The organism is Sphingomonas sp. BL-S-25, assembly GCF_055521555.1.
The window spans coordinates 943,344-965,220 of the sequence record NZ_CM145486.1 but is presented as its reverse complement, the minus strand read 5'-3'; the positions used below and the strand labels follow the sequence as shown (position 1 = coordinate 965,220).

Sequence of the window (21,877 nt, the reverse complement as noted above, 5' to 3'; positions counted from 1 at the left end):
TCCGATACCGGCGCTTACAGGTCCAGGTTCATCGTGACGCTGATGGCGTGTTCGATCTGGTCCTCGTCGCCGTCGCGGCCGAACCGATATTGATTGAGATAGCCGAAATCGCCGTCGAGATGCTCGGTGATCGGAACCGTGATGCCGATCGTATGGCGCACGCGCTCCAGCCCGCCACGCTGGCCCCAGTCGGTCGTGTTGAAGTTCACGAAGCTCTCGTGCGTGGCGAACAGCTTGAACCCCTTGTCGCCCAGGTCATGGGTGTAGCGAAGCTGCGGACGCAGGCGGAAGCCGACCTCGCCGCCCTCGGAATGGAACCGCTCCTCGAACCGGAGGCGCGTCGCGAAGCCGTTGCCCAGCTGGAACACGACGTGCTGGCGCAGCCGCTCCTCGTTCGGTTCGATCCCCGAATCATTATGGGCGGTCGTGTGGCGATATCCGATCGCGACCTCGATCGAGTCGGTGGCGTCCCAGGCGACCAGTCCGCCGAGTTCGGTGTGGAACAGCCCGCCGACATTGTCGCTCCACCGCGCAATGCCCTCGACGGTCAGCGTGACGTCTTTCGCCACCTTCTTGCTGACATTCGCCTGTGTCCAGAGCTGGGTGTCGGCTTCCTGCGCCCAGGCCGGGGTGCCGATCGCAAGCGGAACAATCAGGGACAAGATGCGTCGCAAGGTCAGGCTCCGGCTGTGCGTCGGCGTCGAGGGGGCTATAGAGGGCCTCGATTCGGACGGCCAGCAACAATCCGTCACATAACCGTCATCGTTGCGTAAAAGGACTCCAGATGAAATTCTTCGCCGATACCGCAGACACCAACGACATCCGCGACCTTGCCGATGCCGGCCTGCTCGATGGTGTGACGACCAACCCCTCGCTGATCAACAAGTCGGGCCGCGACTTCCTGGAAGTGGTGCGCGAGATTTGCGGGCTCGTCGACGGCCCGGTCTCGGCCGAGGTGGTCGCGCTCGACTATGACGGCATGATGCGCGAGGCCGAGATCGTCCGAAAGATCGCCGACAATGTCGCGGTCAAGGTGCCGCTGACGATCGACGGCTTGAAGGCGTGCAAGACGCTGACCGACGACGGGACGATGGTGAACGTGACCCTGTGCTTCTCGGCCAACCAGGCGCTGCTGGCGGCCAAGGCCGGCGCGACCTTCGTCTCGCCCTTCGTCGGCCGTCACGACGATGTCGGCTTTGACGGCATGCAGCTGATCGGCGACATCCGCCTGATCTATGACAATTACGCCTTCGACACCGAGATCCTGGTCGCCAGCGTGCGTCACCCGGTCCATGTACTCGAAGCCGCCAAGATCGGTGCCGACGTGATGACCGCGCCGCCGGCGGTGATCAAGCAGCTGGTCAAGCACCCGCTGACCGACAAGGGCATCGAGGGCTTCATGGCCGACTGGGCGAAGTCGGGCCAGAAGATCGCCTGACGCCATGACCGTCCCCGGCGACGCGCCCGTACCGGCCGATGCCGGGGACGATGTGCTGATCGTCCCGATCCCCGCGCTGGTCGCGCTGCTGGTCGCGGCGCGATCGGCCAAGGGCGCCGAGCTGGACGAGGCGGAGGTGCTGGCAATCCGCGACGGTGCGGTGTGCATGGCCATGCCCGCCGATGTGGCGCGCCGCATGGCCGAGGCGCGCGGCTATGACGATCTCGATCCCGAGCATGTCTGGGAAGACTGGCAGGCGTTTCGCGCTGCGGTCGACCTCGACTCGCTGCCGACACCCGAAGGCGGCGCCGGGGGATGAGCCGCCCGCTGCCCTTGCTCTATGCCGACCATCTGTCGCGTGACCGGCGGCGCTCGGTCCACACGGTGCGCGCCTATCAGGCGACGGCCGAGCGGCTGCTCGCTTTTCTGCGGCAGCACTGGGGCGGGGAGGTCGATCGAGCGGCGCTGGCCAAGGTGAGCGCCGCCGACCTGCGCGCCTTTCTCGCCGCGCGGCGGACCGAGGGGCTGGAGAATGTCTCGGCCGCGCGCGAGCTGTCGGCGGTGCGCGGCTTCCTCAAATGGGCGACGGGCGGGGGGGCGGAACTGCCCCGGCTGCGCGGGCCGCGGGTGAAGAAGGGGATCCCGCGCCCGATCGCGCCGCACGAGGCGGTCGCGCTGGCCGAAAGCGTGTCGGAGGAAGCCGACGAGCCCTGGATCGCCGCGCGCGACTGGGCGGTGATGCTGCTCCTCTACGGCGCGGGGCTGCGGATCGGCGAAGCGGTCGGGCTGACCGGCGCGATCCTGCCGCTGGGCGAGGTGATGAGCGTGACCGGCAAGCGCGGCAAGACGCGGATGGTCCCGCTGCTGCCCCAGGTGCGCGAGGCGATCCAGGCCTATGCCGCGCTGACGCCCTGGGGCGTGTCGCGCGACGCGCCGCTGTTCCGCGGGGCCAAGGGCGGGCCGATGCCGCCCGGGGCGATCCGCAAGTCGATCCGCTCGGCCCGGGTCGCGCTCGGCCTTTCCGACCGCACCACGCCGCATGCGCTGCGCCACAGTTTCGCGACGCATCTGCTGGGCCGCGGCGCCGATCTGCGCGCGCTGCAGGAACTGCTCGGCCATGCCAGCCTCAGCTCGACCCAGATCTATACCGCGGTCGATGCCGCGCACCTGCTCGACGTGTACCGGTCGGCGCACCCCCGCGCCTGACCACGCCGCCTAGCGCTGCGCGCGCGCCTTCCAGGTCAGGACGCGGTACAGATAGACCAGCAGGATGCCGGCGACGATCGCCACCACCACCGGCGCCACCCAATGCTCGATCTCGCGAAAGGTCGCGCCCAGCCACCAGCCGAGCCCGACGAGCAGGAAATTCCAGATCAGGCTACCCGCGGTGGTGAAGCACACGAAGGTCCAGAAGGGCATCCGGACCAGGCCCGCCGGGATCGAGATCAGCGTCCGGCCCACCGGCAGGAAGCGGAAGGCGAAGACGGTCAGCCCGCCCCACCGGTCCGAATAGCGCTTGATCCGCTCGACATCCTCCCATTCGAGCGTCAGCCAGCGGCCCCAGCGGTTCACCCAGGGTTCGAGCCGCTCATAGCCCAGCGTGCGGCACAGCGCCCACCAGAACAGATTGCCCAGCAGCGTGCCCAGCGTGCCGGCGATCAGCAGCGGGACGATATGCATCCGACCCTGCGCCACCGCGACGCCGGCGACGCTCATGATCGCTTCCGACGGCACCGGCGGGACGACATTCTCCAGCAGCATCAGCAGGAAGACGCCCCAATAGCCCCAGTCCAGCCACTGGCCCATGATGGGTGTCAGCCCTTCATCGCGGCGACGCGCCGCTCGATCGCGTCCCAGATCATCGCGCCGGTATCGGTCCCGTTGAACCGGTCGATCGCGACGATGCCGGTGGGCGAGGTGACGTTGATCTCGGTCAGCCACTCGCCGCCGATCACGTCGATGCCGACGAAGATCAGCCCGCGCCGCTTCAACTCGGGGCCGAGCACGTCACAGATCTCGCGTTCGCGATCGGTCAGTTCGGTCTTGGCCGCGGTCCCGCCGACCGCCAGGTTCGACCGGATCTCGCCCTCGCCCGGCACGCGGTTGACCGCGCCGGCGACCTCGCCGTCGACCAGGACGATCCTTTTGTCCCCGGCCGCGACCGAGGGGAGGAACGCCTGGACCATGTGCGGTTCGCGATAGGCGGTGTTGAACACCTCGATCAGCGAGGACAGGTTCGCCCCGTCGCGGCCGATCTTGAAGATCGCCTTGCCGCCATTGCCGTGCAGCGGCTTGATGACGATCTCGCCATGCTGCGCCAGGAAGGCGCGCGCCTCGTCCAGGCTGCGCGTCACCAGCGTCGGCGGCATATACTGCGCATAGTCCAGCACGAAGACCTTCTCGGGCGCATTGCGTACCGATGCCGGATCGTTGACCACCAGGGTCCGGTCGGCGATCCGCTCGAGCAGGTGGGTCGCGGTGATATAGCCCAGGTCGAACGGCGGATCCTGCCGCATCAGCACGACATCGGCCTCGTCGCCCAGGTCCAGGCTGACCGGATCGGCGAAGCTGAAATGATCGCCCGCGACCCGCTGGACGGTCACCGGATGCGCCTTGGCCCAGACCCGGCCGTCCGAATAGTTCAGGTCTTCGGCCGCATAATGGAACAGCCGATGCCCGCGAGCCTGCGCCGACAGCATCAGCGCGAAGGTCGAATCGCCTGCGATGTTGATCGCATCGAGCGGATCCATCTGGACGGCGACGTTGAGCGACATTCGGCTACCTCCGGGGGCTGCATAAGTGACTTACTTGGATAAGTCACCCCATCCACGCGTTCTCGATATGGCGGGGCAGGCTGCGCGGGGCAATCAGGATCACGTCGACGCGAATATCGTCGCCCGGCCCGGCATAGCGCGGCATCAGATACTCGGCCGCCGCCGCCACCCGCGACAGCCGCCGCTCGTCGATCGCGAAGTCGAGTTCGGCGGCGGTCGCGCGGGTTTTTACCTCGACGAAGGCGACCAGATTGCCCTTGCGCGCGACCAGGTCGACCTCGCCTGCCGGCGTGCGGACCCGGCGGTCGAGGATCTTCCATCCGCGCAGCCACAGCCACCAGGCGGCGCGTCGTTCGCCGTCGCGGCCGCGCGTCTCGGCAGCCCGCCGCGATTCGGACGGAGGGCGCTTCATCCCTTCAGCGCCATCGCCCGGGCATAGAGTTCGCGCCGGTCCAGCCCCAGCCGCTTGGCGACTTCCCCTGCCGCCTTGGCCGGGGGCAGGCGGACCATCGCCTCGGCCAGCGCCGAATCGGCATCCTCCGTGCTTGCCGGCGCGGCCTCGCCCGGCGGCGCGACGACGATGACGATCTCGCCCTTGGGCGGCGCATCGGCATAGCGTGCGGACAGCTCGCCCAGCGTGCCCGTGACGCATTCCTCGAATTTCTTGGTGATCTCGCGCGCCACTGCCGCTTCGCGGTCGCCGAGACCCTCGGCCAGTGCGGCGAGCGCGGCCGACAGGCGCGGACCCGATTCGTAGAAGACCAGAGTCGCGCGCACCGCGGCAATCTCGGCGATCGTCTGGGCGCGCGCCTGCTGTTTCGACGGCAGGAAGCCCATGAACAGGAAGCGATCGGTCGGCAGGCCCGCCAGCGTCAGCGCGGCGATTCCCGCGCACGGCCCCGGAATCGTCGTCACCGCATGGCCCGCCGCGCGCGCATCGCGCACCAGCTTGAACCCGGGATCGGAGATCAGCGGCGTGCCCGCATCGCTGACCAAAGCCACCACCTCGTTCGCCATGCGCGCGACGAGCCCGGGGCGCACCGCATCGGCATTATGGTCGTGATAGGGGGTCATCCGCCCCTTCGCGCCCAGATGGCGAAACAGTCCGGCTGTCACACGGCTGTCCTCGACCGCAACCACATCGGCGTTCAGGAGTATGTGCGATGCGCGCGGAGACAGGTCGCCGAGATTGCCGATCGGCGTGGCGACGATATAGAGGCCGGGCGTAAGAGTTGAGTTCATCGGGGAGAGTCATGGCAGACAGCGACGCAAATCGACAGGGGCTGCGTGGAGCGCTCCGCTGGGCCGTGCTCGGCCTGGGCTTTCTTGCAGCGGCCTGCGTCGGCGGCCCGCGGGTTGGTTCGACGCCGGACCGGCCTCCGGTCGAACGGCCGCGCGACCGTCCCGCCGACCGCCCGATCACCCCGGGCCTGCCGCAGGATGTCGAACGGCACCGCGTCGCGCTGCTCGTGCCGCTCAGCGGTCCGAACGCCGGCGTCGGCAAGTCGCTCGAAAATGCGACCCAGCTCGCGATCCTCGACACCAATGCCGACAATATCCGCATCACCAGCTACGACACCTCGGCCGGTGCCGCGCAGGCGGCGCAGCGCGCGATCGCCGACGGCAACCGCCTGATCCTCGGCCCGTTGCTGGCCGAGGATGCGCGCGAGGTCGCGCCGATCGCCCGCGCCGCGCGGGTGCCGGTGCTCAGCTTCTCGAACGACACCGCCGTCGGCGGCGGCGGCACCTTCGTGCTCGGCTATTCGCCCGCCCAGTCGATCGAACGCGTCGTGAGCTATGCCAAGTCGAAGGGGATGACCCAGTTTGCCGGCCTGGTGCCCGGCGGCCTCTATGGCGAGCGGGCCTCCACCGCATTGCTGCGCGCGGTCGAATCGGCCGGCGGCACGGTGACCGCGATGGAAACCTATGACAGCCGGCCCGGCTCGATGACCACCGCGCTGGCGAAGATCAACCGTCAGCCCTATCAGGCGATCCTGGTCGCGGGCACGGGCGCCAATGGCGTCAGCGCGGTTCAGATCATCCGCCGCTCGGCCAATGGCAAGGCGGCCAAGGTGCTCGGCACCGAATTGTGGAACACCGATTCGGGCATCGGCCGCAACGCCGCGCTGAATGGTGCCTGGTTCGCCAGTGTCCCCGACAATTACTACCTCACCTATGCCGGCAAGTATCGCGCCCGTTTCGGCGTGGCGCCCTATCGCCTGTCGACGCTGGGCTATGACGCGGTGCTGCTGACCGTGCGCATGGCGCGCGAATGGCGCCCGGGCAGCGAGTTCCCGATCCGCGACCTGACCTCGCGCAGCTTTGCCGGGCTCGACGGTGCCTTCCGCTTCGGCCGCGACGGCGTCGCCGACCGCGCGCTCGAGGTGCAGGAAATTCGCGGCGGGACGGTCGTGACCGTGTCGCCCGCGCCGACCAAGCTCGACTGATCCGACCGGGGCCTGCGCGGCGATTGTCGCGCAGGCCCTTCAGGTCCGCACGACCTCGCGCAGAATCGCTTCCAGCACCGGCATTCCCGCATCGGTCACGCGGAGCCTGTCGCCGTCCCGCTGCATCAGCCCCTGCCGCTCCAGCAGCTTTACCGCCGCCGCATCGACCGGCGCTTCGCCCCCGGCCAGAACGGCGATCCGCGCCAGATCGACGCCCTCGTTCAGCCGCAACCCCATCAGCAGCGCCTCGACCCCGCGCTCTGCGGGTGTCAGCACATCCTCGCGCTCGATGCCATGCGCGTTGCGCTCGACCGCGCTCATCCAGTTTTCGGGCTTCTTGCGCCGGATCGTCGCCGCGCCGCCGCGCCGACCATGCGCGCCCGGGCCGATCCCGGCATAGTCGAGATAGCGCCAATAGGTCAGGTTGTGCCGGCTCTCCGCCCCCGGCCGGGCATGGTTGGAAATCTCATAGGCCGGCAGTCCCGCCGCCGCGGTCATCGCCCGCGTCGCCTCGAACAGGTCCGCCGCCGCATCGGGATCATAGGCAGCCAGCTCGCCCTTCTCGAACAGGGTCGCGAAGCGCGTACCCGGCTCGATCGTCAACTGGTACAGCGACAGATGCTCGGTCCCGAAGCCGATGGCGCGCGCCAGCTCGGCCTCCCAGTCGGCCAGGGTCTGATCCGGCCGGGCATAGATCAGGTCGAAGCTCACCCGATCGAACACCGACTGCGCCGTCGCCAGCGCCGCCAGCCCCTCGTCGACGCCGTGCGCCCGTCCCAGGAATCGCAGCGCGGCATCGTCCAGGGCCTGCAGCCCCAGCGACACCCGATTGACCCCCGCCGCCGCCAGATCGGCAAAGCGCGCCGCCTCGACCGAGGACGGGTTGGCCTCCAGCGTGATCTCGACGCCGTCGCTAAACCCCCAGCGCCGCTCCGCTTCCGCGATCACCGCCGCCACCGTCTCGGGCGGCATCAGCGACGGCGTGCCGCCCCCGAAGAAGATCGACGAGACGCGCCGACCGGCCAGCAGGTCCGCCTCATGCGCCAGATCCGCCAGCATCGCGGCGCGCCAAGCCGCCTGATCGACCGACTCGCGCACATGGCTGTTGAAGTCGCAATAGGGGCATTTCGACACGCAGAACGGCCAGTGCACGTAAAGCGCGAGGGGAGGGGTGGTGTCGGTCATCGTGTCGAGCGGCAGGTCATCGGGGCGGCATATAGGCATGTGCGCGGTGAAAAGCGCGCTCCGCCTGATGCGTAAAGTTCAGCCGGCAGCGCGCTCAGGCCTCAGGGCGACTGGACCGTGGCCGCCAGCTTTGCCTGTGCGGCCTCGGCGAGGAAGCGCGAGCGGTTCGAAGCGACGCGATCGATGCGCGCCAGCAGCCCTTCCTCCATCGAAATCTGTACGCGCACCGATTTGCCGGGTCGTTCGCCGCGCACCAGGATGCGGCCGACCTCCACGCTGCCTTCGGCGGCTCCAACCGCGTCCAGCTCCGACGCTTCCGGGAACGGGTCGCCATATTCCGCCATCACGGCAAGATGCCCCTGCAGTGCTTCCTCGGCGCCGATCGCGGCTTCCTGTACGGTGCGCCCCGCCGAGACGCAGCCGGGCAGGTCCGGAAAATATACTCCGAACCCGTCGTCGCCCCGCTCGATGATCGCCGGATAATATACCGTAGCCATCACGTCTTCCTTGCTCTGGCGAGCCCCGATCATGGTAGGGGAACTCCAGTCTGCTTGCTTATGCTCTTGAGCGTCCCGATCGGGAGGTCGCTCTTGGGGTGTGGAACCGTCGCCGTGCCGGGGAGGGTCGGGTGGCGAAAATGCCGGTGGCTTCCGGTCTGCCGCACTTCGACCCAACCATGCGCCAGAAGGCGTTTTATGACTTCCCGGCTGCGCATCACCGCCTTCCGAAGTTATGTGTAGAATATACACAAGGCGTGCGCTGCTCGCAAGACTGCGCGCGTCGGAGGGCAAGCCATGTCATCCAAGCCTCGCCATCCCGGGTCGTCGCCGGGCAGAACGTGGATCAGAGGTGGGATAGTAAAAGCCTGGCTGTAGAGGTGGCTGGAGCGGGTAACGGGAATCGAACCCGTGTATTCAGCTTGGAAGGCTGCTGCACTACCATTGTGCTATACCCGCAAGCGTCTGATTTTGCGTCAGTCTTGCCAGCCGCCCGGTCGGCCATAAGGCCGGGATCGGGCAGATGCCGTTGCCCCTGCCACAGGCGACGGGCGGTGGTCAATGGTCCGGTGGCTGCCGGTCGCGCCTATCGCCACCAGTCGCCGCTTTCGATCGGCACGGGAATATCGATGGCGTCGATCCGCAGCAGCGGCGCGCGCGGCGCGGAGTCCGGCAGGGACAGCGAGAGCGCCAGCCGCAGCATCCCGCCCGGCTGGTCGGCGACCGACGTGTGCCAGGCGACCAGCGCTTCGACCAGGCTCGAGCGCCATGCCTGCGGCGTCATCATGGGCGGCGTCGCCGTCGGCTGCTGCGAAACCAGGGTGTCGGCCAGCAGGATCGGCACCGCGATCTCGGGCCCATTGTCGGCAAGGCGATGGACACGCGATGCCTCGACCCGGATCGCGAGGTCGGGCCGCCGGTAGCCGGGCAGGGCGTCGCGCATCAGCAGTGCCGCGATCACCGTGTCGATCGCCACCGAAAGGGTCGCTGAGCCGCTTTCGCCCTGGAACGGCTTGCCAGCGATCCGGGTCGCCGGGACCACCGGCGGCGCGACGGGGCTGATCGGGCTCTGCAGGATGAAGGCAGGATCGGCAGTGCCGACCCCGATCTTGCCGGCATGGGCAGGGGTCGAGTCGTGGCGCTGCTCCGCCTGAATGCGAACGACCTGCACGACCGGGATCGGCAAATCGTCCCAGCGCAGTGTCAGCCCGCGCAATGGCGACGACTGGACGGGGACGTAACTGCCCACCGCCTTGTCGTCCTCTTCGGGAGTGCGAAACCCCTCGATCGCCGGCCAGCGCGGCAGATCGCCCGTGGTGGCGCGGCGGGTCGCGGTCATCGCCGGCAGCGCGGCGAAGTCGAAGGCATAGTCCCAGCGCGATTGCTGCGCCTCGCCCGTCGTCGCGTCGAGCGCACGCGCCGTCTCCGCCGCCACGGGCTTGGCCGGCACCGCCCAGGCGGTGGTCAGATCGCCGATCAACCGATCGACCCGCGCCAGTGCGGCGACCGCGACCGGGGTGTCGACCTTTTCCGCAGTCAGCGCTGCAGTGAGCTGCGGCTCGATCCCCGGCCAGGCGCTGACCATCCGCGCCAGCGCCCGGAACAGCGCGGGGTTGGGGGGTGGAACCGGCGCCGCAGTGGCCGGCTCCGCATCGTTGATCAGGACCGAAACGCGAAACTCGTCGCGCGCGGTGGGCACGTCCGCAAAGGTCGCCGAATAGGACCAGCGCGCCGCCGCCGAGATCGAGTCGGGTTCGACCGGCGCCACCGCATCGAGCGCAGCGATGGCGGGCGTGAAGGGCAATTGCCAGATGGCGCTCCCGCTTTGCGGCCAGGCGGCCGCCAGGCGTAGCTGCAAGGTCGCACGCCACGCCTTACGCGCCGCCTCTGCTTCCTCCGCCGTTGCGGCACTCCCCGTGACCGGCCGCACGCTCGCGACGATCGCCTCGACCAGCGCCTTTCGATGCGCCTCCAGCGAGGTCGCAAGAGCTGCGTCGGCCGCGCGGATCTTGGCAACCCGGTCCAGAAGGAACAGCGAGTCGATCGCCGTCAGCGCTGCCGCCGCCCAGGCGGTCAGGTCGACCGAGGCAAAGACGACCTCATGCTCGCTGCGTTCGTCCTCGCCCGGTACCAGCGCACTGCCTGAAACGGGCGCCGTCGCCAGCGGCGCAATCGCGAAACCCGGCGCTACCGTTCCCGCCAGCGCACCATCATGATCCGTTCCGGACATCCGGCATTCCCTCCCCCAGTGAAGTCGCTTCATGGACCAGCGGCTGGCGGTCCGCCAGCGTCGCCAAGTCCTGCGTCGACGATGATCGAAGTTCGGCGAGGTTCGAAAAACCGCCTACGCGTACCTCTTCTACAAAACGGCCCTCTGCATCTTTCCAACCAGCGACGCTCGCGGTCATCCGCCCGACTTTCGACAAGAAATTCATCGATCAATGGATCCTGTCCATTGGGGAGCGGCGGATGAGATCTGGCTATTGGTGGACGCTGCTCGCAGGCTTGCTCTGTCTCTTCACTGTAGCGGCTTCTGCCCAGCAGCGTCGCACGCTGACGATCGATGACGTCCTTGACGTGCAGCGGATCGATCAGGCGACGCTTTCTCCCGATGGAAACTGGATTGCGGCAGTGATTCAGCGCCCGGCGCGTGCGGGCGAGGTCTATGGGCGCACCGCCTACGAGATTGATCCGACCCGAAGCGACATCTGGCTGATCGATGTCAGAACCGGCAAGCGCCGTGCGCTGACCGATGGCGCGGCAAAGGCCGCCGGCTATTGGTGCGCCGCCTGGTCGCCCGACGGACGGCGCCTGGCGCTGTTGTCCACCGAGGCTGCAGCCGGCGAGCCGCGCGGCGGCGACAATATCCGTCTTTACGTCTGGGACCGCGACACCGGTGCGGTGAGGCGAATCGGCGACGCCGCAGTGATGACCTCCGGTCGCTATGGTGGAGCGCTCAACAAGCTGGCGCTCCATGGCGGCGCGGTCCGGCGCGATGGACCGCACGTCTGCAATCCTGACGAACGGGATGGCGCACCCTTTCTCTGGCTCGATGCCGATCGCCTGCTGGCCGTCACCCTGCCGGAGGGTCAGCGGTCCGCGCTGCTGGATCAATATGGCCGCCCGTTCACCGTTGCCGCGCGCACCGCCGCCCGAATGCGGGACGGTGTCGAGCCGACCGCACTGGCCGTCGGCAGCGGTGCGGCACGCCTGCCGCCCGATAACGCCAATCGCGGCATTCTGCAGATCGTCGACGTACACGCGCGCCATGCCCAGACGATCGCAGCCGTGCCCGCCTACCCGTTTCGCAGCACATTGAGTCTGTGGGTGTCTCCGGACGGAAAGCGACTGGCAGTTCTGGCCCCTGTGGGCGCGCTTCATCCGGAAGCGGGACATACGCTGCCAAACAACGCTGACGAGGACTGGACGGTCGAGCGACGGTTGGGCTTCGTCGATCTCGTCCCGGGCGCGGCGGTCCGCTGGGTCGTGCCGCCACCAGGGGCATCCTATCCGCTTGGACTGACCGGCTGGAATGCCGACGGCAATCTTGTTTACTCCGCCCGCGCCAGCCAGCGCGAAACCAAGGCCATGTCATTTCTGGCAACCATCGATGGCCTCGTCACCCCTGACCCCCACGGGCCGCAACCCCAGGCGACCGAGCACGGCTTCGATCTGCCCCCGGACGGCATGTTGCTTGATGATCGGCCCGATCTCGACACCGTGTTGTGGAGCGAGGGCAGCCGTACCGGTCTGACCCTGCGCCTCTCGCGAACGTCGACGAAGGCTACGCGCGACCTGCTGACACTCGATACGCATCTTACCGCGATCGACTGGGGGGAGGCGCGACTGATCGACTATGTCGGCAAGGCGGACCAAGCGCTCAAGGCAAGCGTGATCCTGCCGCCGGGATATCGTGCGGGCTATCGCTATCCGACGCTCGTCTGGGTCTATGGTGGCCTGATGGTGCGCGATATCGAGCGCGATTACTTCACCGATCCGTTCATGCCGGGTATCTACAATCTCTATCTATACGCCGCACGCGGCTATGTCGTTCTGGTTCCGTCGATGCCGCTGGGCGACCGTCGCGACAATGCCGGTTCCTATACCCGGATCGGTGACGGCGTATTTCCGGCGATCGACGCCCTGATTGCAGCAGGGATTGCCGATCCCGATCGGCTGGGCGTGTTCGGACAGAGTTTCGGCGGCTACAGCGTGTTCGCGCTGCTCACCCAGACCAGGCGGTTCAAGGCGGGTGTCGCGATGGCAGGAATCAGCGACATTGCGAGCCTGTATGGCGAACTCGATCCCGGAGCGACCGGCTACCCCGGGATCGCGCACGAGAAGAGCGACAATTGGGCCGAGATCCGTGATACTGGCCGAACGATGCCGCCCTGGCAGGACCCGTCGGGCTATGCTGCCGTCTCTCCGCTATCATATGTCGACCGCGTCACGACGCCGTTAATGATCGTCCATGGCGACCTGGACAATCGGGGCGCGCCCTCCCAGTCGGAACGCTTCTTCTACGCGCTCTATTCCCAAGGTAAGATCGCTAGATTCATGCGCTACGCTGGCGAGAGTCACAGCCTTGCCCAATCGCCTGCCAATATCCGCGACATCGTCGCCGAGACGATTGACTGGTTTGATGCCTATCTAAGGAGACCGGCCACCGCGCCTTGACGGTGCCGTTCCCTCCGCATGGCGATCGCTGCTGCGCTCGAACGATATGAACCCCCGATTGGCTTCGCCCGAGAATTGGCCTAAGGGCGCCGCCGTGGAGCGGTTCGCCGCTTCGCGAAGATCGCGCCGGTGCCCCTTCGGGGGCTTAAACGGGAATGCGGTGCGGGCGGTTCTCCGTCCAAATCCGCGGCTGTCCCTGCAACTGTAAGCGGCGAGCGTGACGCACTGGCTCCCCCGGGAGGGAGCAGCCACTGGATCGCAGGATCCGGGAAGGCCGTGCATCCCGCCCTGACCCGCGAGCCAGGAGACCTGCCGGCGCACCGGTCGCTCTTGCCTTGGTCCAGGGAATGGCCATGGCACGGTACTCCGTCTGAGCGACGACCAAGCGGCCGGGGCCGCTTCGGTGCTGCGCGGCAGGCGTCGGACGCCCGTCTCTCGTGCATGCGCCGGCCGGGGGCATCGTCGCCCCGGGCAGGACCCGGCAGTCGTTGCGCGGCTGTCCGGGGGTATCCATGTTCAAGACCGGTTTCGTTTCGCTGATCGCCATCGCCGCGGCCACGCCTGCCTTCGCCCAGCCTGATCCCGAGCCGGCGGCAGCGCCCGCCGACGACCAGATCGTCGTCACCGCCTCGCGCTCGGGCGAAGGCATTCCGATCGACCAGCTCGCCGCTTCCGTCACGGTGATCGGCGCCGAGGCGCTGGAGCAGCGCCAGACGCGGATCGTCTCCGACGTGCTGCGCGACGTACCCGGCGTGTCGGTCAGCCGCGTCGGCGCAGTCGGCGCGCAGACCCAGATCCGCATCCGCGGGTCGGAGAGCAACCATGTCCTGGTCCTGATCGACGGGATCGAGGCGGCCGATCCCTATTATGGCGAGTATGATTTCGGCACGCTGATCGCCGACCCCAGCGCCCGGATCGAGGTGCTGCGCGGCCAGCAATCCTCGCTCTACGGCTCCGATGCGATCGGCGGCGTGATCAACTACATCACCCTGTCGGGTGCCGAAGCACCGGGCCTGAGCGCCCGCGGCGAGGCAGGCTCGTTCGGCACGATCAGCAGCGCGGCGCGCGCTGCTGGCGCCAGCGGGACGTTCGACTATGCCGTCTCGGGCAGCTGGTATCACACCGATGGCACGCCCACCGCGCGCGGCGGCACCCGCAATATCGGCTCCGACAGCGTCGGCGCCTCGGCCAAGCTGAACTGGAAGCCGAGCGACACGTTCCGCCTGACCGGCGTGCTGCGCTACAGCCACACGGCCGCCGACAACAACAATAGCGAGAGCAACCCCGCCAGCCCCGATTTCGGCCTGATCGTCGACAGCCCGGGCGTGCGCTTCGTCAATGACGGCTATTACGGCCTGCTGTCCGCCGAACTGACGGCGATGGACGGTCGCTGGATCAATACGCTGTCGGGCCAGTTCGCCGACACGACTCGTACCGGCTACACCCTTTCGGGCGTCGACTATGGCGACAAGGGGCGGCGCTACAAGGGATCGTTCACCTCCAGCTTCCGCTTCGACACCGCGTCGCTGACGCACCGCATCACCGGCGCGGTCGATGTCGAGCGCGAGGAGTTCGAGAATACCACGCCCGGCACCGGATCGCCCTTCGACGCGTTTCGCGGCCGTCGCAGCACCGACAATGTCGGGCTGGTCGCGCAATATGAGCTGACCGCGGGCGCCTTCACCGGTGGCGCCTCGGTCCGCCGTGACGAGAATAACCGCTTTGCCGATACGACGACCTGGCGCGTCCAGGGCGGCTATCGTCTGCCGACCGATACGCGGATCCATGCCGCCTATGGCACCGGCGTGAAGAACCCCGGCTATTACGAACTCTATGGCTATTCGGACGGCACCTATATCGGCAATCCGAACCTGCGCCCCGAACAGTCGGAAGGCTGGGAGGCCGGGATTGAGCAGCGCTTCCTGAAGGGCAAGGCAACGGTCGGCGCGACCTATTTCGACTCCACGCTGACCGACGAGATCTACACCAGCTATCCCGCGCCCAACTTCGTCGCGACGCCGGCCAACCGCACGACCGAGTCGAAGCAGCATGGTGTCGAGCTCTATGCCAGCATCCGCCCGAGCGCGCAGTTCCGCCTCGACGCGGCCTACACCCACCTGAAGGCGCGCGAGAATGGCGTCGAGGAAGTGCGCCGTCCGGGCGATATCGCAAGCGTCAACGCGACCGTCTCCAGTGCTGACCAGCGGCTCTCGGGGACGCTGACGGTGCGGTACAACGGACGCATCCGCGACGTTGCGTACACCGATCCCAGCTTCATCCCGGTCGATGTGTCGCTGAAGCCGGTCACGCTGGTGAACCTCAACGCCCAGTTCAGGATCACCGACAAGGTCAGCATCTTCGGCCGCGTCGAGAATCTGTTCGACGTCGATTATGAGGAAGTGTTCGGTTACGCGACGCCCGGCATCGCCGGCTATGGCGGGCTGCGCATCGGCCTGTGAGGTTCGCGCCCGGGCGGCAGGACCGTCCGGGCGCCCCTTCCTGTCATTTCCCGATCGAAGGAGTGCCGCGATGACGTCGCGCACCGATGCCGAACACACGGCGAAGATGAAGAAGATCCAGGCCGCGCAGGCGAAGAAGCTTGCCACCAAGACCGTCGAGAAGGGCCTGGTCATCGTCCATACAGGCCCGGGCAAGGGCAAGACCTCGGCCGCGCTCGGCATGGTCGTCCGTGCGATCGGCCACGGGATGAAGGTCGGCGTCGTCCAGTTCGTGAAGGGCGCGATGGCCACCGGCGAGAAGGCGGTGTTCGATCGCTTTCCCGAGCTGGTCGAGTTCAAGCCGATGGGCGAAGGCTTCACCTGGGACACGCAGGACCGCACCCGCGACATCGCCGTCGCGCGTGAGGCGTGGGACGAGGTCAAGCGGATGATCGCCGACCCCAGCTATGCGATGGTCGTCGCCGACGAGCTGAACATCGTCCTGCGCTACGACTATCTGCCGGTCGACGAGGTGCTGGAGGCGCTGGCCGCCAAGCCGGAGATGACCCATGTCATCGTCACCGGCCGCAACGCGCCGCAGCTGCTGATCGACGCCGCCGACCTGGTGACCGAGATGGCGCAGGTGAAGCACCCGTTCCGCGAACAGAATGTCAGGGCGCAGCGTGGGATCGAATTCTAGTCGTGGCGCGCCAGCTGTTCCGCGATGCCGCGTGCCGCCTGGACATAGGCCGGGCTGCCGCACACCGTCCACGCCTGGGGAATGCTGATCCGCGGGATGCCGGCCAGCGCGGGATGGTGCAGCATCTCGGTCCCCTGGTCGCTCACCCGGTCGGTCGCGCTCTCGACGATCAGGAAGTCGGGCTTCGCCGCGACCATCTCCTCCAGGCTCAGCTGCGACAGCGCCGGCTTGCCCAGCTTGCCGGCCAGGTTGATCAGTCCCGCGCGCGTCATCAGCTCGTCGATCAGCGTGCCGGTGCCGGTCATGTATCCGCGCCGCTGGTAATAGGCGGCGACCCGGCCGCGGCCCAGCTTCGCCAGCCCGGCGAGATCGGCCTGCATCCGCGCCACCAGCACTTCGCCGCGCTCGGGATGGCCGACCGCGGCCGCGGTCTCGCGGATCGAGGCATAGATCTCGTCGACCGTATTGGCGGTCTTCAGGTCGAGCAGGCGATAGTCCTGCCCCTTCAGCGCAGTCATCGCCGCGCTGCGCCGTGCGGGCATGCCGACCACCAGGTCGGGCTCGATCGCCAGGATCTGCTCGGCGGAGTTGGAGATGAGCGTCAGCCCGCGCGCCTTCGCCGCCTCGCCCGACATCTCCACATCGGTCGCGTTGCGCGTCAGGCCGGCAATCTGGTCGCGATCGGCCAGCGCCAGCACCAGCTGGTCGGCGCACAGGTTGAGCGAGACGATCCGCTTGGGCGCGCCGGCTGGCGTGGCCGGCGACGTGGCGGTGCCAGCCCACAGCGCGGCGCTTCCCAGTGCGGTCAGCGGCAGCGCGAGCATCCAGAGGCGGTGACTACCCATCGCCGCCTCCATAGCCGCGCCGTCCCTTCCATCAAGTCTTTCGGATTCGCCGCATGATCGCCGCCCGTCATCGCGCGCTGCTGATCGCCGCGCTCGGCCTACTCGCGCTGGCCGCTGCGAGCGGATCGCTGCTGCTTGGCCCGGTGCCGCTGTCGCTGCCGCGGATGATCGCTGCCTTTACCGGGCATGGTGACCGGGTGGCGACCAGCATATTGTTCGACCTGCGCCTGCCGCGTACCATCCTGGGTCTCGCGGTCGGCGCGATGCTCGGGCTCTCCGGCGCCGCGCTGCAGGGCTATCTGCGCAATCCGCTGGCCGAGCCTTCGGTGCTCGGCACCTCGACCGCGGCGGCGCTGGGTGCGGTCGGCGCGATCTATTTCGGGCTGGCGCTGGTGCATCCTCTGATCCTGCCGGTGATGGCGGTGCTTGCCGCGCTGGCCTTGCTGGCGCTGCTGTTCCTGCTCGCGGGCCGCTCGGAAAGTCCGCTGACGCTGATCCTGGCGGGCATTGCATTGATGACTTTGGCCAGCGCCGGGATCAGCCTGTCGCTCAACCTCTCGCCCAATCCGTTCGCGGCGATGGAGATCATGACCTGGCTGCTCGGCAGTCTGGAGAACCGCTCGTTCGACCATGTTCGCGTCGCGCTTCCCTGTATCGCGATCGGCGCGGCGATGCTGTTGTGGCACGGCCGCGCGCTCGATGCGCTGACGCTGGGTGAGGATGGCGCGCAGGCGCTGGGCGTCGATCTGCGCGCGACGCGGCTGCGGCTGCTGCTGGGCACCGCGATCGGCGTGGGCGGTGCGGTGGCGGTGTCGGGCGCGATCGGCTTCGTCGGACTGATCGTTCCGCACCTCGTCCGCCCGCTGACCGACCGCAGCCCCTCGGCGATCTTGCTCCCCTCCGCGATCGGTGGTGCCGCGCTGCTGACACTGGCCGACCTGGCGGTGCGGATGATCGACACCAAGGCCGAGCTGAAGCTGGGCGTCGTCACCGCATTCCTCGGCGTGCCGGTCTTCCTCGTCCATCTGATGCGGGAGCGGCGGCTATGGTGAGCATCCGGATCGAGGGGCTCGGTGTCTCGCTGGGCAAGCGCAGCGTGCTGCAGGACGTGACCGCGTCCTTCGCATCCGGCACGCTGACCGGCATCGTCGGCCCCAATGGTGCGGGCAAGTCGACGCTGGCGCGCGCGATGCTGGCGCTGGTGCCGGCGACCGGCCGCGTGCTGGTCGACGATGTCGAGGCGCGGTCGCTGCCCCGCGCCGAGCTGGCGAAGCGCATCGCCTATCTGCCCCAGGGGCAGACTTTGCACTGGCCCTTGTCGGTCGAGCGGCTGGTCGGCCTCGGCCGGCTGCCGCATCTGGGTCCGATGTCGCGCGTGGCGGAAGGGGATGCCGCCGCGATTGAGCGGGCGATGGCGCGCGCCGACGTGACCGCGCTGCGCGACCGGATCGCGACCGAACTGTCGGGCGGCGAGCGGGCCCGCGTCCTGCTGGCACGCGCGCTCGCGGTCGAGGCGCCCGGCCTGATCGCCGACGAACCGCTCGCCAGCCTCGATCCCGGGCACCAGATCGACGTGATGGACCTGCTCCAGGCCGAGGCGCGCGCAGGTGCGCTGGTCGTCGCGGTGCTGCACGACCTGACCATGGCCGCGCGCTATTGCGACCGGCTGTTGCTGATCGACCTTGGCACCGTCGTGGCGGACGGTCCGCCGGCCGAGGTGCTGACGCCGGCGAACCTGCGCGCGGTCTATGGCATCGATGCCTGGGTCGATGTTGGCGGGGCCTGGCCGAGCATCACGACGCTGGGGCGCGTGCGATGAGCGCGCAGGAAATCTCCTATGCCGAGTCGGGCTATGCGAAACTGGCGTTGTACGATCGTACAACAATAATCGCCGCCCAGGCCGATATCGTCGATCAGATCGACCGGGTGTCGCGCGCGCTGTACCTGCCGTTCGAGGCGAGCTGTCCCGAGGCGCCGCTGGCTGGGCGGATCGACCGGATCTTCGCCCAGGATCGCGGCCATGCCGACCTGCTGCGCCGCGCCGTGTGCAGCGATGCGCAGCGCGGGCCGCGGCTGTCGAGCATCGCCGGCGACCCGCGGCTGATCGAGGCGGCGCAGCGGATCTGCGGACGGGCGCTGGCCGGATCGATCGTGCGGGTGCGCGCCAGCATCGCCAGCTTTCCCGAGCATCGCCACGCCTGGCATTCGGACGTGGCGCGCGACGACGGCACCGCCTGCGGCCGGGTGTGGATCACCGCCTGGATCCCGCTGAGCGATGCCGGGCCGGGGCGCGGCGGGCTGGAGATCATTCCCGGCCGGCGCGCAGCCCCGCTGGCGCAGGAGACCGGGCGCGGGTTCGAGATATCCGAGGCGGCGATCGCCGGCATGCCCAGGATCCAGCCCGACTGCGCGGCGGGCGAGGTGATCTTTCTCGAGCGCTTCACTCCGCACCGCACCTTGCCCACGGTCGATGCGCGGTTCGCGCTGGTGGTGTGGATGATGGCGGCGTGATGCCGATTGCCAGCCGCGGCGCGCGGCCCTAAGGGCGGCGGCGCGACAGGTTCCCCGGAGACGGGGATGAAAAGGGAACGGGATCAAACCCGGCTGCCCCTGCAACTGTAAGCGGCGAGCCATCGGCCGAATGCCATTGGGACCTTGGTCCTGAGAAGGCGGCCGAACCGGCACCGACCCGCTAGCCAGGAGACCTGCCCGTCGCGGTCGTCCTTCGTGCGGACAGGGTGTGTCGCGCGGACGGGGGTGAACCCGAGAGACGACAGAGCTGACCGCGTTCGCGCGGGATGCGGCTGTGCGTCCTTCGCGGACACGGCGTCGCATTCCCGTGTGGGTGCGGCCGTGTCGTCGAAGGATAAGAAGTTGAAGTCGCTGTTCCGTTTCGCCCTTTCCGTTTCCGCCCTCGCCACCGCCTCGGGCGCGCTTGCCCAGCAGGCACCGGCGCCCGATGCCGCCGCGACCTCCGCCTCGACCGAGGAGGGCGGCGAGATCATCGTCACCGCCACCCGCGCACCCGTCGCGATAGACCAGGTCCCGGCATCGGTCACCGTGCTCGACAAGGCGGCGATCGACCGCAGCCAGGACATCGGCGTGACCGAGCTGCTGCTGCGCACCCCCGGCATCAGCATGTCGCGCAACGGCGGCTATGGCACCTCGACCTCGCTGCGCATCCGCGGCGCCGAATCGGACCAGACCGTGGTCGTGATCGACGGGGTGAAGCTGAACGATCCGGCGTCGACCGGCGGCGGCTATAATTTCGCCAACCTACTGGTCGGCGACGCGTCGCGGATCGAGATCCTGCGCGGGCCGCAATCGACGCTGTGGGGCAGCCAGGCGATCGGCGGCGTCGTCAACATCGTCACCGCCATGCCGGAAGCGCCGATCGAGGGCAGTTTCGATCTGGAGGCCGGGTCGCGCGCCACCGTCAGCGCGCGCGCCGCGATCGGCGGGCGCACCGGCCCGCTCAGCTGGCGCCTGGGCGGCCAGAGCTTCACCACCGACGGCATCTCGGCGATCGCGCCGGCGTTCGGCGGGCGCGAGACCGACGGCTATACCAACCGCAGCGTCACCGGCCGCGCCGAGCTGGAACTGGCCACCAACCTCAGCGTCGAGCTGCGCGGCTATTATTCGAGCGCCCGGGTGAACATCGATTCGACCAGCGGCGACAATCCCGATTTCTCGACCAACAAGGAATTTGTCGGCTATGCCGGGGTGAATTTCGCGCTGCTCGATGGCCGCTTCCGCAACCGCGTCGCCTATGCTCATACCGACACCGATCGCGACAGCTTCTCGCCGCTGCGCGCCCGCGCGCTGAGCTTCGAATCGAACGGCCAGAACCGCCGCTGGGAATATCAAGGCAGCTTCGCCGTCACCCAGCGCATCTCAGCGGTGTTCGGGCTGGAGAATGAGCGCTCGAAGTTCGAGAGCCGCTCGCCTGCCGGCGCGCTGACCACGCCGTTGCCGCCCTTTTCAATCGGCGATGCCGAGATCACCAGCATCTATGGCCAGCTGAACATCGAGCCGGTCGACGGGCTGACGATCAATGGCGGTGTGCGCCATGACGATCACAGCCGCTATGGCGCCAAGACCCTGTTCTCGACCGGCGCGGTCTGGCGGCTGCCGACCGACACGATCCTGCGCGCCAGCTATGGCGAGGGGTTCAAGGCGCCGACCCTGTACCAGCTGTTCAGCGAGTACGGGAATATCGGGCTCGATCCCGAACAGGCCCGCGGATGGGAAGCCGGCGTCGAGCAGCAGCTGTTCGACCGCAAGCTGAGCTTCGGCGCGACCTATTTCGAGCGGGTCACGACGAACCAGATCATCTTCAACAGCTGCAGCGCGACCTCGCCCAGCCCGCTGTGCCTGGTCCCCGGCAGCACGACGCGCCGGTCGGGCTATTATTCCAACGTCTCGCGCGGCGAGGCCCACGGCATCGAGGCGGCGGCGGCGCTGAAGCTGGGCGGCCTCACGCTGGACGGCAATTACAGCTGGACGGTGGCCGAGGACCGGTCGCCCGGCACCGCCAATTTCGGCAAATGGCTGCCGCGCCGCCCGCAGGACAGCGGCAACGCTTCGGTCAGCTATGCCTTCCCGTTCGGGCTGACCACCGGTGCGGCGGTGCGCTGGGCGGGGCACAGCTTCGACAATGCAAGCAACGCGACGCGGCTGGACGGCTATGCGCTGGTCGACCTGCGCGCCGAATTCGCGGTCAGCGAGCGCTTCCGCCTGTTCGCCCGGGCGGAGAACGTCTTCGACGAGGACTATATGACCGCCTATCGCTACGGCACGCTGGGCCGCAGCTTCTATGCCGGCGTGCGCGGCCGGTTCTGACCGCTCGTACGCATCCGACTGCCCGGGCCTGCGC

General features: G+C 68.2%; 22 protein-coding genes, 1 tRNA gene and 2 riboswitches. Of the genes, 11 read left to right on the top strand and 12 right to left on the bottom strand.

Annotated elements, in window-relative coordinates; genetic code table 11:
• Positions 1 to 14: 14 nt before the first annotated feature.
• Entirely contained in the window at positions 15 to 662 is a 648-nt protein-coding gene (locus ACZ1H8_RS04840; protein ID WP_465180231.1) for a DUF2490 domain-containing protein, read from the bottom strand.
• A 122-nt stretch (positions 663 to 784) separates the two neighbouring features.
• On the opposite strand from ACZ1H8_RS04840, the gene fsa reads away from it, so the two are divergent.
• The 3 genes from fsa to ACZ1H8_RS04825 are packed head-to-tail and all read left to right on the top strand — an operon-like array spanning position 785 to position 2,644.
• Positions 785 to 1,438 (top strand): fructose-6-phosphate aldolase, encoded by a 654-nt coding sequence (gene fsa, locus ACZ1H8_RS04835; RefSeq protein ID WP_465180230.1) that lies wholly within the window; start codon positions 785 to 787, stop codon positions 1,436 to 1,438.
• A gap of 4 nt (positions 1,439 to 1,442) precedes the next feature.
• Positions 1,443 to 1,757: a hypothetical protein gene (locus tag ACZ1H8_RS04830; protein WP_465180229.1), complete on the top strand. Its 315-nt coding sequence runs from the start codon at positions 1,443 to 1,445 to the stop codon at positions 1,755 to 1,757.
• Positions 1,754 to 2,644, top strand: a complete 891-nt coding sequence (locus ACZ1H8_RS04825; RefSeq protein WP_465180228.1) for a tyrosine recombinase XerC — start codon at positions 1,754 to 1,756, stop codon at positions 2,642 to 2,644. Before ACZ1H8_RS04830 ends, ACZ1H8_RS04825 begins: the two co-directional genes overlap by 4 nt.
• A gap of 9 nt (positions 2,645 to 2,653) precedes the next feature.
• On the opposite strand, the gene ACZ1H8_RS04820 is transcribed toward ACZ1H8_RS04825, so the two are convergent.
• From ACZ1H8_RS04820 to rsmI, 4 genes are read right to left on the bottom strand one after another with little or no spacing between them, the layout of a single operon-like run.
• Positions 2,654 to 3,244: a DedA family protein gene (locus tag ACZ1H8_RS04820; RefSeq protein WP_465180227.1), complete on the bottom strand. Its 591-nt coding sequence runs from the start codon at positions 3,242 to 3,244 to the stop codon at positions 2,654 to 2,656.
• Between the two features lie 8 nt (positions 3,245 to 3,252).
• A complete protein-coding gene (gene gshB, locus ACZ1H8_RS04815; protein ID WP_465180226.1) occupies positions 3,253 to 4,212 on the bottom strand; it encodes a glutathione synthase in 960 nt (319 codons plus the stop codon).
• A 43-nt stretch (positions 4,213 to 4,255) separates the two neighbouring features.
• A complete protein-coding gene (locus ACZ1H8_RS04810; RefSeq protein WP_465180225.1) occupies positions 4,256 to 4,624 on the bottom strand; it encodes a YraN family protein in 369 nt (122 codons plus the stop codon).
• The gene (gene rsmI / locus ACZ1H8_RS04805; protein WP_465180224.1) at positions 4,621 to 5,454 is read right to left on the bottom strand and encodes a 16S rRNA (cytidine(1402)-2'-O)-methyltransferase; all 834 of its coding nucleotides are present in this window, start codon (positions 5,452 to 5,454) and stop codon (positions 4,621 to 4,623) included. Before rsmI ends, ACZ1H8_RS04810 begins: the two co-directional genes overlap by 4 nt.
• Positions 5,455 to 5,465: 11 nt before the next feature.
• Here rsmI and ACZ1H8_RS04800 point away from each other — a divergent pair, with 11 nt between their 5' ends.
• Positions 5,466 to 6,659 (top strand): penicillin-binding protein activator, encoded by a 1,194-nt coding sequence (locus tag ACZ1H8_RS04800; RefSeq protein WP_465180223.1) that lies wholly within the window; start codon positions 5,466 to 5,468, stop codon positions 6,657 to 6,659.
• A 39-nt stretch (positions 6,660 to 6,698) separates the two neighbouring features.
• Here the strand turns inward: ACZ1H8_RS04800 and hemW are convergent, their stop codons facing one another.
• The 6 genes from hemW to ACZ1H8_RS04770 form a co-directional block, all read right to left on the bottom strand.
• Positions 6,699 to 7,883, bottom strand: coding sequence for a radical SAM family heme chaperone HemW (hemW, locus tag ACZ1H8_RS04795; RefSeq protein WP_465180222.1), 1,185 nt, complete (start codon positions 7,881 to 7,883; stop codon positions 6,699 to 6,701).
• Positions 7,884 to 7,945: 62 nt separating this feature from the next.
• Positions 7,946 to 8,341, bottom strand: coding sequence for a type II toxin-antitoxin system HicB family antitoxin (locus ACZ1H8_RS04790; RefSeq protein WP_465180221.1), 396 nt, complete (start codon positions 8,339 to 8,341; stop codon positions 7,946 to 7,948).
• Positions 8,342 to 8,370: 29 nt separating this feature from the next.
• Positions 8,371 to 8,559 carry a type II toxin-antitoxin system HicA family toxin gene (locus tag ACZ1H8_RS04785; RefSeq protein ID WP_346247188.1) on the bottom strand — a complete coding sequence of 63 codons (189 nt, stop codon included), beginning with the start codon at positions 8,557 to 8,559 and terminating at the stop codon, positions 8,371 to 8,373.
• 167 nt (positions 8,560 to 8,726) lie between these two features.
• Positions 8,727 to 8,800: transfer RNA gene (locus ACZ1H8_RS04780), tRNA-Gly, on the bottom strand.
• 127 nt (positions 8,801 to 8,927) lie between these two features.
• A complete protein-coding gene (locus ACZ1H8_RS04775; protein ID WP_465180220.1) occupies positions 8,928 to 10,571 on the bottom strand; it encodes a hypothetical protein in 1,644 nt (547 codons plus the stop codon).
• A complete protein-coding gene (locus ACZ1H8_RS04770; RefSeq protein WP_465180219.1) occupies positions 10,552 to 10,776 on the bottom strand; it encodes a hypothetical protein in 225 nt (74 codons plus the stop codon). Before ACZ1H8_RS04770 ends, ACZ1H8_RS04775 begins: the two co-directional genes overlap by 20 nt.
• A 34-nt stretch (positions 10,777 to 10,810) precedes the next feature.
• Between ACZ1H8_RS04770 and ACZ1H8_RS04765 the strand changes: the two genes are divergently transcribed.
• The 3 genes from ACZ1H8_RS04765 to cobO all read left to right on the top strand — a co-directional run bounded on the left by ACZ1H8_RS04765 (position 10,811) and on the right by cobO (position 16,156).
• A complete protein-coding gene (locus tag ACZ1H8_RS04765) occupies positions 10,811 to 13,018 on the top strand; it encodes a S9 family peptidase (protein WP_465180218.1) in 2,208 nt (735 codons plus the stop codon).
• A 110-nt stretch (positions 13,019 to 13,128) separates the two neighbouring features.
• Positions 13,129 to 13,349, top strand: a riboswitch (cobalamin riboswitch).
• Between the two features lie 181 nt (positions 13,350 to 13,530).
• Entirely contained in the window at positions 13,531 to 15,477 is a 1,947-nt protein-coding gene (locus tag ACZ1H8_RS04760; protein ID WP_465180217.1) for a TonB-dependent receptor plug domain-containing protein, read from the top strand.
• 70 nt (positions 15,478 to 15,547) lie between these two features.
• The gene (gene cobO, locus ACZ1H8_RS04755; protein ID WP_465180216.1) at positions 15,548 to 16,156 is read left to right on the top strand and encodes a cob(I)yrinic acid a,c-diamide adenosyltransferase; all 609 of its coding nucleotides are present in this window, start codon (positions 15,548 to 15,550) and stop codon (positions 16,154 to 16,156) included.
• On the opposite strand, the gene ACZ1H8_RS04750 is transcribed toward cobO, so the two are convergent.
• Entirely contained in the window at positions 16,153 to 17,001 is an 849-nt protein-coding gene (locus ACZ1H8_RS04750; protein ID WP_465180215.1) for an ABC transporter substrate-binding protein, read from the bottom strand. The genes cobO and ACZ1H8_RS04750 overlap by 4 nt on opposite strands.
• Before the next feature lie 53 nt (positions 17,002 to 17,054).
• Between ACZ1H8_RS04750 and ACZ1H8_RS04745 the strand changes: the two genes are divergently transcribed.
• The 4 genes from ACZ1H8_RS04745 (at position 17,055) to ACZ1H8_RS04730 (ending at position 21,843) form a co-directional block, all read left to right on the top strand.
• Complete coding sequence (locus ACZ1H8_RS04745) at positions 17,055 to 18,053, top strand: FecCD family ABC transporter permease (protein WP_465180214.1); 999 nt, start codon at positions 17,055 to 17,057, stop codon at positions 18,051 to 18,053.
• Positions 18,047 to 18,820, top strand: a complete 774-nt coding sequence (locus ACZ1H8_RS04740; RefSeq protein ID WP_465180213.1) for an ABC transporter ATP-binding protein — start codon at positions 18,047 to 18,049, stop codon at positions 18,818 to 18,820. The genes ACZ1H8_RS04745 and ACZ1H8_RS04740 overlap by 7 nt, the downstream gene beginning before the upstream one ends.
• Complete coding sequence (locus ACZ1H8_RS04735; RefSeq protein ID WP_465180212.1) at positions 18,817 to 19,512, top strand: phytanoyl-CoA dioxygenase family protein; 696 nt, start codon at positions 18,817 to 18,819, stop codon at positions 19,510 to 19,512. Before ACZ1H8_RS04740 ends, ACZ1H8_RS04735 begins: the two co-directional genes overlap by 4 nt.
• A gap of 30 nt (positions 19,513 to 19,542) precedes the next feature.
• Positions 19,543 to 19,728, top strand: a riboswitch (cobalamin riboswitch).
• 156 nt (positions 19,729 to 19,884) lie between these two features.
• Positions 19,885 to 21,843, top strand: coding sequence for a TonB-dependent receptor plug domain-containing protein (locus tag ACZ1H8_RS04730; RefSeq protein WP_465181340.1), 1,959 nt, complete (start codon positions 19,885 to 19,887; stop codon positions 21,841 to 21,843).
• The last annotated feature ends 34 nt before the right edge of the window (positions 21,844 to 21,877 follow it).

Excerpts from the sequence above, each read along its gene's own strand:
- fsa (WP_465180230.1), top strand. The coding sequence starts at position 785 with ATGAAATTCTTCGCCGATACCGCAGACACCAACGACATCCGCGACCTT.
- ACZ1H8_RS04830 (WP_465180229.1), top strand. The coding sequence starts at position 1,443 with ATGACCGTCCCCGGCGACGCGCCCGTACCGGCCGATGCCGGGGACGAT.
- ACZ1H8_RS04825 (WP_465180228.1), top strand. The coding sequence starts at position 1,754 with ATGAGCCGCCCGCTGCCCTTGCTCTATGCCGACCATCTGTCGCGTGAC.
- ACZ1H8_RS04820 (WP_465180227.1), bottom strand. The coding sequence starts at position 3,244 with ATGGGCCAGTGGCTGGACTGGGGCTATTGGGGCGTCTTCCTGCTGATG.
- gshB (WP_465180226.1), bottom strand. The coding sequence starts at position 4,212 with ATGTCGCTCAACGTCGCCGTCCAGATGGATCCGCTCGATGCGATCAAC.
- ACZ1H8_RS04810 (WP_465180225.1), bottom strand. The coding sequence starts at position 4,624 with ATGAAGCGCCCTCCGTCCGAATCGCGGCGGGCTGCCGAGACGCGCGGC.
- rsmI (WP_465180224.1), bottom strand. The coding sequence starts at position 5,454 with ATGAACTCAACTCTTACGCCCGGCCTCTATATCGTCGCCACGCCGATC.
- ACZ1H8_RS04800 (WP_465180223.1), top strand. The coding sequence starts at position 5,466 with ATGGCAGACAGCGACGCAAATCGACAGGGGCTGCGTGGAGCGCTCCGC.
- hemW (WP_465180222.1), bottom strand. The coding sequence starts at position 7,883 with ATGCCTATATGCCGCCCCGATGACCTGCCGCTCGACACGATGACCGAC.
- ACZ1H8_RS04790 (WP_465180221.1), bottom strand. The coding sequence starts at position 8,341 with ATGGCTACGGTATATTATCCGGCGATCATCGAGCGGGGCGACGACGGG.
- ACZ1H8_RS04785 (WP_346247188.1), bottom strand. The coding sequence starts at position 8,559 with ATGCGCAGCCGGGAAGTCATAAAACGCCTTCTGGCGCATGGTTGGGTC.
- ACZ1H8_RS04775 (WP_465180220.1), bottom strand. The coding sequence starts at position 10,571 with ATGTCCGGAACGGATCATGATGGTGCGCTGGCGGGAACGGTAGCGCCG.
- ACZ1H8_RS04770 (WP_465180219.1), bottom strand. The coding sequence starts at position 10,776 with ATGAATTTCTTGTCGAAAGTCGGGCGGATGACCGCGAGCGTCGCTGGT.
- ACZ1H8_RS04765 (WP_465180218.1), top strand. The coding sequence starts at position 10,811 with ATGAGATCTGGCTATTGGTGGACGCTGCTCGCAGGCTTGCTCTGTCTC.
- ACZ1H8_RS04760 (WP_465180217.1), top strand. The coding sequence starts at position 13,531 with ATGTTCAAGACCGGTTTCGTTTCGCTGATCGCCATCGCCGCGGCCACG.
- cobO (WP_465180216.1), top strand. The coding sequence starts at position 15,548 with ATGACGTCGCGCACCGATGCCGAACACACGGCGAAGATGAAGAAGATC.
- ACZ1H8_RS04750 (WP_465180215.1), bottom strand. The coding sequence starts at position 17,001 with ATGGGTAGTCACCGCCTCTGGATGCTCGCGCTGCCGCTGACCGCACTG.
- ACZ1H8_RS04745 (WP_465180214.1), top strand. The coding sequence starts at position 17,055 with ATGATCGCCGCCCGTCATCGCGCGCTGCTGATCGCCGCGCTCGGCCTA.
- ACZ1H8_RS04740 (WP_465180213.1), top strand. The coding sequence starts at position 18,047 with ATGGTGAGCATCCGGATCGAGGGGCTCGGTGTCTCGCTGGGCAAGCGC.
- ACZ1H8_RS04735 (WP_465180212.1), top strand. The coding sequence starts at position 18,817 with ATGAGCGCGCAGGAAATCTCCTATGCCGAGTCGGGCTATGCGAAACTG.